The following is a 14,196-nucleotide window of genomic DNA, read 5'->3' on the forward strand; positions in this document are numbered from 1 at the left end:
TTGCTCATTCTATACACATTTGCTTAATTGACAATTGTGCTAGCGACTGTTAATGAAGTAAATACCTAACGAAAAATTCATAAAAATGGAAAAAGTAAGAAACAGTGTCCGGTTAACTGGGTTTGCGGGAACTGATCCGATCATCATCAATTTTGCAAATGAGAAAAGATTAGCGCGGATAAGTATTGCAGTGAACGAAGTTTACAAAAATAGTTTGGGTGTGTCGATGAACCAAACACAATGGTTTAACCTGATTTTTTGGAATAAAAAGGTCGAGTTGGTCGAAAGAGCGGTTAGGAAGGGAACCCGATTTAGTATTGAAGGAAAACTAAACATACAAAGCTACAAAGACAAATCAGGTGAGATGCGCTATTCTACCGAAGTTGTCGTGAATACGATGGAGTTAGATATTCTGGAAATCAAAAGAAAGCCGGAGAACAAGGAAAAAGTGGAAATTGAAAATGATGAACCAAAGGTACAGGAAGTTCATCAAGATTTAATTCAACCGTACAGCTAAACCGCCATAAAAATTACGTTTTGCAGCCGCATTAAAGTAACGGCCTCCTAAAGCATTGAGGTCGTTACCCAGGCTGTAATTCTCATTTAATAGATTGTCCGCCCCAGTAAATATCTCTACAGGAACGCGGCCAATGCGTAAGTTCTTATACCCAATCTTGACCTGCAAGAGATGATATTTTTTAGCATAAACTGTGTTGGCATCATTTAATGGAATTTGCGAAGTAAAGTTGTGTTGCAAGAAAACATAACAAGCTTTCGGCAATTGTACATCAATACTACTTACGACCATGGTTTTTGGAACACCTGTAAGGTCGTTTCCTGAAAAATCAATCGTTTTATCCTTGTACTTGTCAAACTTAAAATGACTTAAAGTATAAGCACTGCGAAGCTGTAAGCCCTGTATAAAGTTTGAAGCATTAACCGGAATTACCCAAAAAGCAACCGTACTTTCCAATCCCCATTGCCTGGTGCCGCCAGCATTGATAAAATATTCTGCATTATTTTCATCTAACCGTCTTACAATTGCACTTTTTAGATTGTAGTAGAAACCGGCTACATCAATAAATAATCTATTGTTTAGCGTCTGATATTTTAGTCCAGTTTCGTAATTCCAACCATATTCCGGTTGTAAGTCTATATTAATTACATTATTTGATGCCCTGATTTCTGCCAGCGTAGGAGGGGAGTAGCCTTTACTTGCGGAAGCTCTTAACGATAATTGAGCGCTTGCAAGATAAGATAGTGCTGCCCTCGGCATTACCTGGATATCAAAGCTGTTTGTATTTTTGGGAATAGCCAGGGGAGCAATGCTTTCATAACCATATTTATACAAATTGGCACTGGCAGAAAGCTCAAATAGCCATTTGTCAAATAGATCTGCTGTGATATGAGCAAAGGCGAAATTAGATGCTGCCTTTAGCTTATCTGAAGCTTGCAATGTAGTTGGAAAACCAAGGTTATTAATATAATTATCAACATTTGTTGAGGTCTGCATACTTTCCACACCTAGATCGAATTTCCAGTTCAAATCAGTTCGTTTCTGTTCGTATTCGAGATAAGATCTAAGGCCAAGTGTAAACTCCTTGCGTTTCTCATAATTGGTAATAAATGGGTTTTTAAAGTCTGTATAGGAAGAAAAGACAGTCACTACGTGTTTAAGCTGCTCGTTGATCTGCCAGTTGTTAGCAAGACCTCCATATAATGTATTGCTATAAATTCCAGCACTTTGTTGTATGGCGCTTTTTATAGCTCCTGCGGCAGGTCTTGATAACCTTGGGTTTTGCAGATATTGTTCTTCGGTTAATCCCCCGGGCGTATTGTAATGGAGGTCTGAATAAAATACAAATGCTTTTAATGCTGCATTTTTTGCATAATCCCATTTGTGGAAAGTCTGGAAGTATTTCCGATCCATACCGCTGTGGTTGCGGTAGCCATCACTACGTTGATAAGATTGCGTTAGGTTAAAGCTATATTTATTAAACTGCTTGTTTAAAATTAAATTCTCCCGGAAGAGGCCATAAGAACCTCCTTCAAGATTTAAATCTAAAGTTGTGCTATCTGGGACTGCGCCTCGAGGTTGGATTAATATTACCCCACCTGAGTTTGCGCCAAAGATGTTGCCATGTGGACCTTTTAAAATCTGTAAACTCTGCGCTGCGGATACATCCAATGCATTGAAATAGGTATTGCCACCGGCATCTGTTAAAGGGAAATCGTCAAAGTAGATTTTTACATTCCTCACACCGAAGGGCGAGCGCAATAAGCTCCCGCGAATAGAAAGACGGTAACTACCCGGCGAGCGTTCTTCCATCCGAACCCCGGATACGGTATTCATCGTAGAAACAAATGATGCGGAAGGTTGCTTATCCATGGCGGCCTGATCTATTAAACCAATTGAGCCTGTTGATCTTAATAGAGGTTGTGCCGAGAAATAAGGATGAATAACAACCTCATTTAGTTTTTTTGTGGTGTCTTGTTTCGTTTGTGCAATACCTAAATAACTAAGCACTATCAAACAGCTTGTAAAAATTGCTTTCATCTACAGCAAAGCTAAAATTTAGAACGAACAATTTTAACTCCTAATTTGGCTATTTACGCTCCTAAATGTGCTATTTATCCTTGTGTTATGTAAACTTTTCTTATTTCCATCAGTTTATTCTATCTTTAGGCGATTTAATCAAGAGCTTGTTTATCATAAACAAGCAGCTTTATTTTACATTCATATAATCGTATTTATAACAATATGTCAAACACATCAAAAATTATCTATACCAAGACAGATGAAGCGCCAATGTTGGCAACCTATTCATTGCTACCAATTGTACAAGCTTTTACAGCATCAGCTGGTATTGACGTAGAAAGCAGGGATATTTCTTTAGCCGGAAGGATTTTAGCGAATTTTCCAGAGTTTTTAAAGGAGGACCAAAAAATTGGAGATGCATTGACGGAACTTGGCCAATTGGCAACTACGCCAGAGGCCAACATTATCAAATTACCTAATATTTCTGCTTCTATTCCACAGTTGGTGGGCGCAATTACTGAATTGCAATCACAAGGGTTCGCACTTCCTAATTACCCGGATAATGCACAGACTGAAGAAGAAAAAGCAATCAAAGCAAAATATGCAAAGATCCTAGGTTCTGCTGTTAACCCGGTTTTACGTGAAGGTAACTCAGATCGTAGAGCGCCTAAAGCAGTTAAGAATTATGCGAAAGCAAATCCACATTCGATGGGCGCTTGGTCTGCAGATTCCAAAACTAAAGTAGAAAGCATGACTGAAGGTGATTTTTACGGATCGGAAAAATCTGTTACCGTAGCTGAACCTGCTCAGTTTAAAATAGAATTTGTAGATGCCAACGGTGCTGTTGTTGAATTAAAAGGATTAGCGCCGTTAAAAGCTGGTGAAGTAATTGACAGTTCAGTAATGAACCTTTCTGCATTGAAATCTTTTGTAGCAAAGGCTATTGAAGAGACAAAAGCAGCGGGGGTTTTACTTTCAGTGCATTTAAAAGCAACAATGATGAAAGTTTCTGACCCAATCATTTTTGGCGCTATCGTAGAAGTTTACTTTGCTGATGTTTTTGCTAAATACGCTGATTTATTCAAAGAATTAAATATTGATACCCGTAATGGTTTAGGCGATGTTTATGCTAAAATTGCTGGTAACGCAAAAGAAGCAGAGGTAAAAGCTGCTATTGATGCTGCCATTGCAAATGGCCCGGCATTGGCTATGGTAAATTCAGATAAAGGAATTACCAACCTGCATGTACCTTCTGACGTGATCGTTGATGCTTCAATGCCAGCAATGATTCGTACATCAGGTCAGATGTGGAATAAAGATAACAAACAAGAAGATACCATTGCTTTAATTCCAGATCGTTGCTATGCAGGTGTATATACTGCTACAATTGAGGATTGTAAAGCGCATGGTGCCTTTGATGTAACTACAATGGGTTCTGTACCAAACGTAGGTTTAATGGCGCAAAAAGCAGAAGAATATGGTTCTCATGATAAAACTTTCCAGGCTACTGCAAATGGTACCATCCGTGTAACGGATGCAAACGGTAATGTCTTCTTCGATCAAAAGGTTGAAAAAGGTGACATCTTCCGTATGTGTCAAACTAAAGATGCTCCAATTCAGGACTGGGTTAAATTGGCAGTAAACAGAGCTCGTTTGTCAGCTACACCAGCAGTTTTCTGGTTAGATGAGAACAGAGCACATGATAGAGAAATTATTGCGAAAGTGAAAAAGTACCTGGCTGACCATGATACTTCAGGTTTAGACATCCGTATTTTATCACCAGTTGAAGCAACTAAGTTTACATTAGATAGAATTCGTAAAGGTGAAGACACGATTTCGGTAACTGGTAACGTATTGCGTGATTATTTAACCGATTTGTTCCCAATTTTGGAATTAGGTACATCTGCAAAAATGCTATCTATTGTACCATTGATGAACGGTGGTGGTTTGTTTGAAACCGGAGCTGGTGGTTCTGCACCTAAGCATATTGAGCAATTCTTACACGAAGGTTACCTACGTTGGGATTCTCTAGGTGAGTTTTTGGCTTTAGCAGTTTCTTTAGAGCATTTAGGGCAAACTCAAAACAATGCAAAAGCCTTAGTATTGGCTGAAACATTAGATTTAGCAACGGAGAAATTCTTAGCGAATGATAAATCACCTGCTCGTAAAGTAGGTCAGATTGACAATAGAGGTTCGCATTACTATTTGGCGATGTATTGGGCTCAAGGTTTAGCTGGACAGACTAAGGATGCAGAATTGCAGGCTAAGTTTGCACCACTTGCTAAAGTTTTGACTGAAAATGAAGCTAAGATTGTAGAAGAGTTAATCGGCGCACAAGGTAAGCCACAAAATATTGGTGGTTATTATCATCCAAATGATGATTTAGCTTTTGCAGCAATGCGTCCAAGTAAAACGTTAAACACAGCTCTAGCAAGTTTATAAGCAAAGCTTTGTGCTTGTAAAAATGGTCTGTATCATCATGGTACAGACCATTTTTTTGCCTGATAGTGCGAATAATTAAAAACATTTAGCTGTTTTTCTATGTTATATCGGTATAAAACCTAACCAATATGATGACGGGCGATAATGATCAGCAAGGTGGTGCTAAGCGCGCAATGGATAAGCTTCATCCAACAGATTTGGGTGAAACGAAGGACTTTAACAATTTGTCTTTTGATAAAGAACGGAATAGTTTCGAGTTTGATGTAAAAGGGAAAGATACGGATTACGATCATCCACTTCCTTATGATACTTCCGCGCCAAATGGTGAGGATAGTATTTCAACTTACGATGAGTCGAATCCTTATATTGGATTGGAGTACGATAAAGAGGGGGAGATGAAAGAAAGGTTAGATGGTGCAGGAATGCGCATAGATGATGGTGAGAGTGTTGTGATGGTGAGTCCTGAGGATGAAATACTGGCCCGTACGCCTGAAGATGACCGTGATGATCTGGATGAGGAGGGTTATCCCATCAACGATAAACCAGGTAGGTAGGTTATGGATTGACGTCGAGGTTAAACCTACGGCGCATTTCATCTAGCTTGGGGTTTTTCTCTACCAGGTATTGGTATTTTTCAACACTGGTGTACAAACGGTTCACTACCTCTTTTACCACTTGCTTAGTTTTAATGATAATGCTAAAGTTTTTAAGTCTTGGCCTTAAAAAATTAAGTAGATCTATCATTTCTTCCTGGAGTATACCTTCTTGCAGTTTATGCTCAATATGCACTAAAATTTCTTCCTGACTTACCAATATTGGTGGCGAGGTACTCATCAGGGTGTACACATTGATTCTGTTAGCCTGTTTTACGATGTTTACATACTCGTTCCAGTAAAATAGAAGTTGTTCATGTGTAAACGACTCACGGTCGCTACCAGAGATATATTTCGGTTCGTCATCAACAGCACCTTCTCCCTTTTTTTCTATGCCATTTAAAGACGGAATTAGCATTGCCGCATTATTTTGGGCAGGAGATGATGGTTTAAGTACAATTTTGGCCGACGGTGCCGGTGCTTTCTTAGGAAGCGGAATACTTGCCGAGTGGGTAGCTACAGGTTTTGTTTCCATAACTGGTATAGCCGGTGTTGCAGTTGCAGCAGGATTTTGTGGGGCTATAGGAATTGCAGTTGTTGGAGCTGTATTGGCTACTTGATTTGTTGCTGGCGCAGGCGCTGCAACAGGACTTACATTAGTTTTTTTTTTAATCTGATCGTTGTCAGTTGCGTTGGTAAGCGGTTGGCTGGCTAGTTGAAGTACCGATGGAATGTGGCACATTTTAATTAAAGCCATCTCTACCTGTAGCCGCTGATTTTTACTGTTTTTGTAATTCAGATCGCACTGGTTGGCCAGATTTAAAGCGGTAAGGATAAACGATACCGGTGTTTGCTGACTTTGACTGATGTATTTTTGTTTGATGTTTTCGCTAACCTCTAAAAGTTTAGTGGTCTGTGGGTCTTTGGCTACCAATAGATTGCGCATGTGACTGGCTAATCCATTGATGAAGTTGTTCCCATCAAAACCATTGTTTAATATTTCATCAAACAAGATTAGGGTGTTGCTTACATCTGCAGCTGTAAGGTATTGGGTAAGCTTAAAATAATAATCGTAATCAAGTATATTAAGGTTGTCGATTACCGATTTATAAGTTAGGTTTTTATTGGTATAACTTACAATCTGATCAAACATAGATAGGGCATCCCTTAGTCCACCATCGGCTTTTTGAGCAATGATGTGTAGACCGTCGGCTTCTACGGCTATGTTTTCGCGTTGTGCGATTTTATTTAAATGGTTTGATATATCATCTACCTGGATCCTGTTGAAATCAAAGATCTGGCATCGTGACAATATAGTAGGCAGTATTTTGTGCTTTTCTGTGGTAGCTAATATAAATATAGCATAAGAAGGTGGCTCTTCAAGCGTTTTTAGGAACGCATTGAAGGCATTTGCTGATAGCATGTGCACCTCATCAATGATATAGATTTTATATTTTCCGGCTTGTGGCGGTATGCGTACCTGATCAATAAGGCTTCTGATGTCATCCACAGAGTTATTCGATGCGGCATCGAGCTCATGAAAATTAAAAGAATGGCCGGTTTGAAATGAAACGCAGGAATCGCAAGTGCCACAGGCTTCCTGCTCGGGAGTTAAATTGGTACAGTTAATTGTTTTGGCGAGGATACGTGCGCAGGTAGTTTTACCTACACCTCTTGGCCCGCAAAATAAAAAGGCCTGTGCCAGTTGGTTGTTTTTTATAGCATTTTTTAGCGTACCTGTAATGTGCTGCTGTCCAACAACGGTTTCAAACGTTGCCGGGCGGTATTTACGGGCTGATACTATAAAATTCTCCATTTCGTCCACGAAAATAGGAATTTTTGTTGAGGTTGGAATACTGGAAGTCTTGAATGTTGAAAAAATCACCAAAGAAGGGCGTTGATAAGCAGATTGAAATATTTTTTATTTAAAAACTGCTGTTAGCTCTTTTCTATATTGCGAGGCGCTTTTTCCGGTGAATTCTTTAAATACCTTATTAAAGTGACTGAAATTATTAAAGCCGCTTTCGTAGCTGATGTTTGCTACACTGATTTGTTTTTCAGCCAAAAGTTTAGAGGCATGTACAACCCGATATTCATTTACAAACTGTGTAAATGTTTTTTTTGTGATTTTCTTAAAATACCGGCAGAAGGAAGGGACGGTCATGCTAGACATTTCTGCAATAGCCATCAAATTAATCTCTTCCTGAAAATGATCTTTAACATAGTTAAATACCATATTAATTCTGTCATTGTCCTGGATTTGCATTTCCATTGAAAATCCAGCAGCATTTAAAATTTTATAATCGGTAGCGTTCTCCAGCTCTTTTAAAACACTTAATAAGGTTAAAAGTCTTTCAAAAGGCTCTTGCTCGTCCATAAGTTCAATTTTGTGGCCTACGGCATCTTTTGTTTTTTGTCCAAAAGCAATACCACCCTTCGCCTTATTAAATAGGTCGGATATACATTTCGTTTCCTGGAGACCTAAAAAGTCTTTTCCAAGAAAGTCATCTTTCATTTGTATAACGGTTTCGTTTTTATTTCCGGTATTGGTGTCGGTGAAACCGCAATGGGGTAGATTACTGCCAATCAGTATTAAATCACCCTCGGTATAATAAGAGATATGGCTTCCGATTTGTCGTTTCCCTGCACCGCCATTTACAAAAACCATTTCAATTTCGGGATGGTAGTGCCATACATGTGCTTTGTTGTTGTCGTTTTCTATGTATTTCGAATAATAGAATGAACTCCCGAAAGTGGGCTCAATAACTTCAAATCCTGGCTTTATATTTTTCCTGTTTTGCACGATCAAAAATACTTAAAAAATCATATTTATTGTTTTTTGTCCGAAAGATACTGAAGTGCGGTTAATATAGCATAGATATCAGTGAATATGGAATAAATTTCTCATTAAAATGCGATGTAAATTTGGAGTATAAAATAATTGTTAACCTTTTAAACAATTTTATCATGAAAAATTTATTAAAAATCAGTCTAATAGCAGTTTCCTTATTCTTTTCTGCTAGCTTATATGCAAGTGAAGGCTCATTTGTGTTGAAAGTTAAAGGGGTAAATGAAAAATCAGTTACTTTTTATATAGATGAAGCTCAAATTGTTGATGTTTCGATTTATGGAGCAGAAAATGAGGTTCTATATGAGAAAAGAATAAAGGCAAAACGCGGATCTACTAAAACTTATGACTTGAGTTCTTTCCCTGACGGAAATTATACATTTAAAATAACGACAGAATCGAATTCAACTGAATATCAACTTTCGATTGTGGAAGGTAAAACTATCGTATCTAATCCTATGATTACAGAAAAGTTTAAGCCGGTTTTAACTAAGGAAGATGAATTGATCACGTTGAATTTGGAAAATGCACCTAAGGGACCAATTGCGGTTCGAATTGTGAACGAATACAACGATGAATTATATAACGAAATTTTTGAAGGTGAGTCGGCCTTTACTAAAAGATTTAATGTGGCCAGGGTAGGTTTAGGTGATCTGACTTTTTTGATCAAATCTGAAAATCAAGAATTTACCAAAGTGGTGCAAATTCGTTAATTAGATTAGTTTTTTATGTTTAGAAGAGGTTGTCTCAAAAGGGCAAGCTCTTTTTTTTTGTAAAAAGAATTGGGTGGGACTGGGCGTTCTGAAGGCGTCAATATTTCTCAATAAACCCTTTGTTTTTAAGATATTAATTACTACTTTTGCATCCCGCATTAAGAGCGGATTAATTAAAAAATAAACAAAATAACAATGAATCAGTACGAAACTGTTATCGTTCTAACCCCGTTGTTGTCAGAAGAAGTTGCGAAAGAGGCATTAGCCAAATTCAGCAAAATCATTACTGATAGCGGAGCCGAAATTGTTCAAGAGGACAATTGGGGTTTGAGAAAATTAGCGTATCCGATTGAGAAAAAAGCAAGCGGATTCTTCCACCTTACAGAATACAAATCTTCTGGTGAATTAATTAGTAAATTGGAATTGGAGCTTAAGCGTGATGAGCGTGTGCTACGTTTCCTTACCATTAGATTAGACCGTCACGCGGTTGCTTATAATGAGAAGAAACGCAGTGGTGCTTTTAACAAAAAACCTAAGAAAGAGGAGGTTGCAGGATAATGGCTAAAGATCAAATACAATATGTTACTGCTCCAAAAGTGGACGATAACAGAAAAAAATATTGCCGTTTCAGAAAAAACGGAATTAAATATATTGATTACAAAGACGCAAACTTCTTGTTAAAATTCATCAATGATCAAGGTAAATTATTACCTCGCCGTTTAACTGGTACTTCATTGAAATTTCAACGTAAAGTGGCTCAAGCGGTAAAACGTGCACGTCACATTGGTTTGTTACCTTTTGTTGCTGACCAATTAAAATAGGAGCTGAGAGATGGAAATCATTTTAAAACAAGATATCAAATCCCTAGGGGAGAAAGATGATATCGTTAATGTAAAGCCAGGATATGGTCGTAACTACTTAATCCCTCAAGGATTTGGTGCTTTGGCTACTCCTTCAGCTAAAAAAGTATTAGCGGAAAACTTAAAGCAAGCTGCTTTTAAACAAGATAAAATTAAGAAAGATGCTGAAGGTATCGCAGAGCGTTTAACTGATGTTAAATTGTCTATCGGTGCTAAAGCTGGTGAAACAGGTAAGATTTTTGGTGCTGTAAATACCATTATGATTGCTGAAGCATTGAAACAAAAAGGTTTTGATGTAGATCGTCGCCGTATCACTTTCGAAACTGAGCCTAAATTTGTAGGTGAATATGTTGCAAACTTAAACTTACACAAAGAAGTGAAAGTTAAAGTTGCTTTCGAAGTTGTAGCTGAGTAATCTTCTTTTTAGATACAAAAAAAGCTTCCTGATTTTCAGGAAGCTTTTTTTATGCCTATATAATTCTATTTCCTTCTCTTGTTCTTAGCTTCGTCAATGATCTGACGGATCTGTTTGATATCGCTCTTAGAAAAGCCACTGATTTCAATTTTATTCCCTGTTAAGAATAACCTTAACGTAGAAAATCCAATCATCGGAGAGTCTACCTCAATCGACGTAATGTCTTCGTAGTTTAGATATTTCGAATCCCCGCTAAATAAGCCTGGTGATTTGATCTCTATACTGTTTTCTTCTAGGTGAATCTCTGTAGGGAAAACCTTGTTTCCTTCTGATAGTCTGGATGCTGTAAATTTCATGTTGAAGTAAATTTAAGTAATTTATTTAATTCTTTTATTTGTCAGCTTTGCTTGTGAGTTGAAATTAATGTTTTTATTACCTTTGAGCGATGGCACAAAAAAAACGTTCGAGCAGTAAATCTAAACAATCCTTTACTAAAAAAATATCTTCCATATTAACCCGAATTTTTGTTTGGTTTTTATTGGTTAGTGTACTATGGGTATTGATTTACCGCTTTGTTAACCCACCTATTACCCTGTTGATGGTTTTGCGTAATATAGAACGCAAGAGCGAAGGCAAGCCATTAAAGCTGGAAAAGAAATGGGTAGATTTCGATGATATATCTGACAATATGAAGCGTGCTGCTGTTTCGGCAGAGGATCAGTTGTTTTTAAAGCATATAGGTTTTGATGTTAATGCGATAGAAAAGGCGTTTAAAACAAACAAAAAAGGTGAAAAAATTAAGGGAGGCAGTACCATTTCCCAGCAAACGGCTAAGAATGTGTTTTTATGGCCTGGACGTTCATGGGTTAGAAAAGGCTTTGAGGCTTATTTCACGCTGCTGATAGAAATGTTCTGGAGCAAGGAGCGGATATTGGAGGTGTACCTGAATGTGATTGAGATGGGCGATGGTATCTATGGTTCAGAAGCAGCTGCACAGGCCTATTTTGGTAAATCTTGCACTAAATTAAGCCGTTCTCAGGCTGCATTGATTGCTGCTTGTTTCCCTAATCCAAGAAGGTGGACACCAAGGAATCCAACGCGCTATATCAAACACCGCCAATACCTAATCATGAAAAACATGAGAAGACTGGGGCCTTTAGATTTTTAATACTGAATACGCTTAAATAAAGAAGCTTACAGCAAGTGTGCAAACACTTTGCTGTGCCAGCTTTCCTCGAATGGAGTTTCCCATTTGGTCTCAAACTCCTCTAAGGTTTGAACAAGGTTATTGAATACAATAGTCTTTGGCCCAACAGTTTTAATGTTTACCAGGGTTTCAAAATCTTCTTTATTGGTTACAATCACCTTGCCATCTATTTTATAAGCAAGGTTAAACCTGTCGAATAGGTCAACGTTGTAAGTTTGCTCAATTTCCTTGATGATTCGTACAGAAGCATCTATTGAACATCCTGTAACGCCAGCAGAAGCCTCGTCAACAATAAAGACAATAAAAAACTGATGTGGTATTTGTGCAGTTGCTTTTAACTGGTGGCCATGGGCTTTCCATTGCGAAGTAAAGTCATCCAGTTTTTGCTGTATGGCGGATACCTCGTCATTAGTAAATGCACGGTTGCTTTGGTAGATCCAAACTTTAGATTGTGGAGAAAAACTCATAGTTCAAATTTAATAAAATATTTAATTTGTTGGTGCTAAAATATTAACGTGATGAATAAGTTTACATTAAGCTTAAGAATGTCCCTCTTTTTGTCGCTAGGCCTAATATTAATGGCTTTTAGTACACACACGCTTCTGGACGAAGAGCTTGTCTATATTCAGAAGAAGCTCTTGGAACATCACGATAATGAACATGGCGAGGAACAGATTAAGCGTTATGATCTAAATGTTACCAACACTGGCTTTTGCAGATACAAGCGTTATTATGCAAGCGGTAAAATTGAATACTTCTCTTTTAACCTGGTTAAATTTAAGGATTTGGACTACTACGGGACCGATAAAAATGGACAGCTTTATTTGCGTACCGAAGGTGAAAATGTAATTGTGCAAACCTATAATGATAAAAAGGGCGGGGATGTTGATAGTATGGCCACCTATATGGTTATTCCGATGAAAAATATGGAGCCACAGGATCTTTCAGACCTTTTGGATCGTCTCGTTAAAACGAATGCACAGCTGCTGGCTCAAAAATAGTATAAACCTTTGTTTCCTCATATCTGGAGGCTACGATAATCTCTGTGCCATTTGCATGTTGTGTAAATAAGTCTGCAACCAGTTCTGGGCAGTTGTTATCTTTAGATAGGTGCGATAGCAACAGATGAGTCATATAGCTCGGCTTATGGGCTTTAAAGAGCTCCAATGCTTGCTTGTTAGACAAGTGACCTCTTCCTCCGCTGATGCGTTTTTTTAAGAAGTAAGGATAGGCACTTTTTTGAAGTAACTCGTCGTCATAATTGGCCTCCAGAAAAGCAGCATGACACTGTTTGAAATGGAAAGTGAGTTGCTCACAAGCTGCTCCTAAATCCGTAAAAACACCCACTTTGGTCTCTCCACAGGAAATCACAAAACTATAAGGTTCAGATGCATCATGTATTTTAGGAAAGCCGGTAATCAGCAGATTGCCTACTTGGACCTGTGTGTCATAATGCAAAGGTCGGATGAGATCTTCCCTGAGGTTGAATCTGCAGCCTGCTAAGGTGCCTGGATTGATATAAGTGGGTAAACTGTATTTAGCAGCAAGGGTAGGCAAGCCTTTAACATGGTCAGTATGTTCGTGAGAAATAAATATGGCCTTTACTTTTTGCATCGAAAGGCCAAGTCTCAGCATTCTTTTCTCAGTCTCCCTGCAGGATATCCCGGCATCAACAAGTATGGCTTCGTCGCTGTTGCCAACGTAGTAGCAGTTTCCGTTGCTGCCGGAGTTTAAGGAGGCTATGAAAAGATGATTACAATCCATTGGCTCTGACTGTGATTTCAGCAATATCTAACACCTTTACATTCTGGTCCTGATCTTTCATTTTTACCCCATCACTTAGCATGGTCATGCAGAAAGGGCAGGATGCTGCAATGATCTGTGGTTGGGTCTCTAAAGCTTCCTCAATTCTTTCGATATTGATGTCTTTGTTTCCTTTTTCAGGTTCTTTAAACATTTGTGCGCCACCTGCACCACAGCATAGGCCATTGGTTTTGCAGCGTTTCATTTCAACGAGCTGGGCATCTAGTGCTTCTAAAGCTTTTCTTGGCGCTTCATATACATCGTTTCCACGACCTAAATAACATGGGTCATGATAAGTAATCTTTTTACCTTTAAAGCTCTCACCACCTTCAGCTTTAAGCTTGCCTTCGTCAATGAGTTGTTGTATAAGCTGGGTATGGTGTATTACTTCGTAATTGCCACCTAATCCTGGGTATTCGTTTTTTATAGTGTTAAAGCAATGTGGACAGCCAGTAACAATCTTTTTGATGTTATAACCATTCAGGACTTCTATGTTGGTCATGGCTTGCATTTGAAACAGGAATTCATTTCCTGCACGCTTAGCCGGATCGCCAGTACAGCTTTCTTCTGTACCCAATACTGCATATTTTAAGCCGACATGATGTAATATTTTACAGATGTCGCGCGTAGTTTTTTGTGCTCTTTCATCATAACTACCGGCGCAGCCTACCCAAAATAAAATCTCAGGTTCTTCGCCTTTGGCTATCATTTCTGCCATTGTTGGCACTTCAAAATTTAGTTGTGCGCTCATATATTGATGTTTAAGCTATTTCTTT

General features: G+C 38.3%; 16 protein-coding genes. 9 read left to right on the forward strand and 7 right to left on the reverse strand.

Features of this window, described 5'->3' with window-relative positions:
- Nucleotides 1-85 precede the first annotated feature (85 nt).
- Entirely contained in the window at nt 86-517 is a 432-nt protein-coding gene (locus tag BLS35_RS20465; protein ID WP_090784911.1) for a single-stranded DNA-binding protein, read from the forward strand.
- Here BLS35_RS20465 and BLS35_RS20470 read toward each other — a convergent pair.
- Nucleotides 497-2,557 (reverse strand): TonB-dependent receptor, encoded by a 2,061-nt coding sequence (locus tag BLS35_RS20470; protein WP_090784915.1) that lies wholly within the window; start codon nt 2,555-2,557, stop codon nt 497-499. The two genes, BLS35_RS20465 and BLS35_RS20470, sit on opposite strands and share 21 nt — an antisense overlap.
- Nucleotides 2,558-2,761: 204 nt before the next feature.
- On the opposite strand from BLS35_RS20470, the gene BLS35_RS20475 reads away from it, so the two are divergent.
- Together BLS35_RS20475 and BLS35_RS20480 are read left to right on the forward strand one after the other, a co-directional pair.
- Complete coding sequence (locus BLS35_RS20475) at nt 2,762-4,981, forward strand: NADP-dependent isocitrate dehydrogenase (protein ID WP_090784918.1); 2,220 nt, start codon at nt 2,762-2,764, stop codon at nt 4,979-4,981.
- A gap of 128 nt (nt 4,982-5,109) precedes the next feature.
- Nucleotides 5,110-5,535 (forward strand): hypothetical protein, encoded by a 426-nt coding sequence (locus BLS35_RS20480; RefSeq protein ID WP_090784921.1) that lies wholly within the window; start codon nt 5,110-5,112, stop codon nt 5,533-5,535.
- A 1-nt stretch (nt 5,536) separates the two neighbouring features.
- On the opposite strand, the gene BLS35_RS20485 is transcribed toward BLS35_RS20480, so the two are convergent.
- Both BLS35_RS20485 and BLS35_RS20490 read right to left on the reverse strand, forming a co-directional pair.
- Complete coding sequence (locus BLS35_RS20485) at nt 5,537-7,390, reverse strand: DNA polymerase III subunit gamma/tau (protein WP_090784923.1); 1,854 nt, start codon at nt 7,388-7,390, stop codon at nt 5,537-5,539.
- A gap of 105 nt (nt 7,391-7,495) precedes the next feature.
- The gene (locus tag BLS35_RS20490; RefSeq protein WP_207909140.1) at nt 7,496-8,377 is read right to left on the reverse strand and encodes an AraC family transcriptional regulator; all 882 of its coding nucleotides are present in this window, start codon (nt 8,375-8,377) and stop codon (nt 7,496-7,498) included.
- A gap of 164 nt (nt 8,378-8,541) precedes the next feature.
- Between BLS35_RS20490 and BLS35_RS20495 the strand changes: the two genes are divergently transcribed.
- The 4 genes from BLS35_RS20495 (at nt 8,542) to rplI (ending at nt 10,410) form a co-directional block, all read left to right on the forward strand.
- Complete coding sequence (locus tag BLS35_RS20495; RefSeq protein WP_090784927.1) at nt 8,542-9,135, forward strand: hypothetical protein; 594 nt, start codon at nt 8,542-8,544, stop codon at nt 9,133-9,135.
- 195 nt (nt 9,136-9,330) lie between these two features.
- Entirely contained in the window at nt 9,331-9,693 is a 363-nt protein-coding gene (rpsF, locus tag BLS35_RS20500; RefSeq protein ID WP_090784930.1) for a 30S ribosomal protein S6, read from the forward strand.
- Nucleotides 9,693-9,956: a 30S ribosomal protein S18 gene (gene rpsR / locus BLS35_RS20505; RefSeq protein WP_084291565.1), complete on the forward strand. Its 264-nt coding sequence runs from the start codon at nt 9,693-9,695 to the stop codon at nt 9,954-9,956. The genes rpsF and rpsR overlap by 1 nt, the downstream gene beginning before the upstream one ends.
- Nucleotides 9,957-9,966: 10 nt before the next feature.
- Entirely contained in the window at nt 9,967-10,410 is a 444-nt protein-coding gene (gene rplI / locus BLS35_RS20510) for a 50S ribosomal protein L9 (RefSeq protein ID WP_090784932.1), read from the forward strand.
- A 65-nt stretch (nt 10,411-10,475) separates the two neighbouring features.
- On the opposite strand, the gene BLS35_RS20515 is transcribed toward rplI, so the two are convergent.
- Entirely contained in the window at nt 10,476-10,766 is a 291-nt protein-coding gene (locus tag BLS35_RS20515; protein ID WP_090784933.1) for a PH domain-containing protein, read from the reverse strand.
- Nucleotides 10,767-10,855: 89 nt separating this feature from the next.
- Here BLS35_RS20515 and mtgA point away from each other — a divergent pair, with 89 nt between their 5' ends.
- On the forward strand, nt 10,856-11,578 hold the full coding sequence (gene mtgA / locus BLS35_RS20520) for a monofunctional biosynthetic peptidoglycan transglycosylase (protein ID WP_090784935.1): 723 nt from the start codon (nt 10,856-10,858) through the stop codon (nt 11,576-11,578).
- Between the two features lie 26 nt (nt 11,579-11,604).
- Here mtgA and BLS35_RS20525 read toward each other — a convergent pair whose 3' ends face one another.
- Nucleotides 11,605-12,084 carry an ABC transporter ATPase gene (locus tag BLS35_RS20525; protein ID WP_090784937.1) on the reverse strand — a complete coding sequence of 160 codons (480 nt, stop codon included), beginning with the start codon at nt 12,082-12,084 and terminating at the stop codon, nt 11,605-11,607.
- Nucleotides 12,085-12,135: 51 nt separating this feature from the next.
- On the opposite strand from BLS35_RS20525, the gene BLS35_RS20530 reads away from it, so the two are divergent.
- Nucleotides 12,136-12,618, forward strand: a complete 483-nt coding sequence (locus BLS35_RS20530) for a hypothetical protein (RefSeq protein ID WP_090784941.1) — start codon at nt 12,136-12,138, stop codon at nt 12,616-12,618.
- On the opposite strand, the gene BLS35_RS20535 is transcribed toward BLS35_RS20530, so the two are convergent.
- Entirely contained in the window at nt 12,584-13,381 is a 798-nt protein-coding gene (locus BLS35_RS20535; RefSeq protein WP_090784945.1) for an MBL fold metallo-hydrolase, read from the reverse strand. The two genes, BLS35_RS20530 and BLS35_RS20535, sit on opposite strands and share 35 nt — an antisense overlap.
- Nucleotides 13,371-14,171 carry a (Fe-S)-binding protein gene (locus BLS35_RS20540; RefSeq protein WP_090784948.1) on the reverse strand — a complete coding sequence of 267 codons (801 nt, stop codon included), beginning with the start codon at nt 14,169-14,171 and terminating at the stop codon, nt 13,371-13,373. The genes BLS35_RS20535 and BLS35_RS20540 overlap by 11 nt, the downstream gene beginning before the upstream one ends.
- Nucleotides 14,172-14,196 lie beyond the last annotated feature (25 nt).

The organism is Pedobacter sp. ok626 (genome assembly GCF_900100435.1).
Lineage (GTDB): Bacteria > Bacteroidota > Bacteroidia > Sphingobacteriales > Sphingobacteriaceae > Pedobacter.

Coding starts and splice junctions, on each gene's coding strand:
- BLS35_RS20480 (WP_090784921.1), top strand. CDS start 5,110: ATGATGACGGGCGATAATGATCAGCAAGGTGGTGCTAAGCGCGCAATG.
- BLS35_RS20535 (WP_090784945.1), bottom strand. CDS start 13,381: ATGGATTGTAATCATCTTTTCATAGCCTCCTTAAACTCCGGCAGCAAC.
- BLS35_RS20485 (WP_090784923.1), bottom strand. CDS start 7,390: ATGGAGAATTTTATAGTATCAGCCCGTAAATACCGCCCGGCAACGTTT.
- rpsR (WP_084291565.1), top strand. CDS start 9,693: ATGGCTAAAGATCAAATACAATATGTTACTGCTCCAAAAGTGGACGAT.
- BLS35_RS20540 (WP_090784948.1), bottom strand. CDS start 14,171: ATGAGCGCACAACTAAATTTTGAAGTGCCAACAATGGCAGAAATGATA.
- rpsF (WP_090784930.1), top strand. CDS start 9,331: ATGAATCAGTACGAAACTGTTATCGTTCTAACCCCGTTGTTGTCAGAA.
- BLS35_RS20475 (WP_090784918.1), top strand. CDS start 2,762: ATGTCAAACACATCAAAAATTATCTATACCAAGACAGATGAAGCGCCA.
- BLS35_RS20495 (WP_090784927.1), top strand. CDS start 8,542: ATGAAAAATTTATTAAAAATCAGTCTAATAGCAGTTTCCTTATTCTTT.
- BLS35_RS20525 (WP_090784937.1), bottom strand. CDS start 12,084: ATGAGTTTTTCTCCACAATCTAAAGTTTGGATCTACCAAAGCAACCGT.
- BLS35_RS20515 (WP_090784933.1), bottom strand. CDS start 10,766: ATGAAATTTACAGCATCCAGACTATCAGAAGGAAACAAGGTTTTCCCT.
- BLS35_RS20530 (WP_090784941.1), top strand. CDS start 12,136: ATGAATAAGTTTACATTAAGCTTAAGAATGTCCCTCTTTTTGTCGCTA.
- BLS35_RS20470 (WP_090784915.1), bottom strand. CDS start 2,557: ATGAAAGCAATTTTTACAAGCTGTTTGATAGTGCTTAGTTATTTAGGT.
- BLS35_RS20465 (WP_090784911.1), top strand. CDS start 86: ATGGAAAAAGTAAGAAACAGTGTCCGGTTAACTGGGTTTGCGGGAACT.
- rplI (WP_090784932.1), top strand. CDS start 9,967: ATGGAAATCATTTTAAAACAAGATATCAAATCCCTAGGGGAGAAAGAT.
- mtgA (WP_090784935.1), top strand. CDS start 10,856: ATGGCACAAAAAAAACGTTCGAGCAGTAAATCTAAACAATCCTTTACT.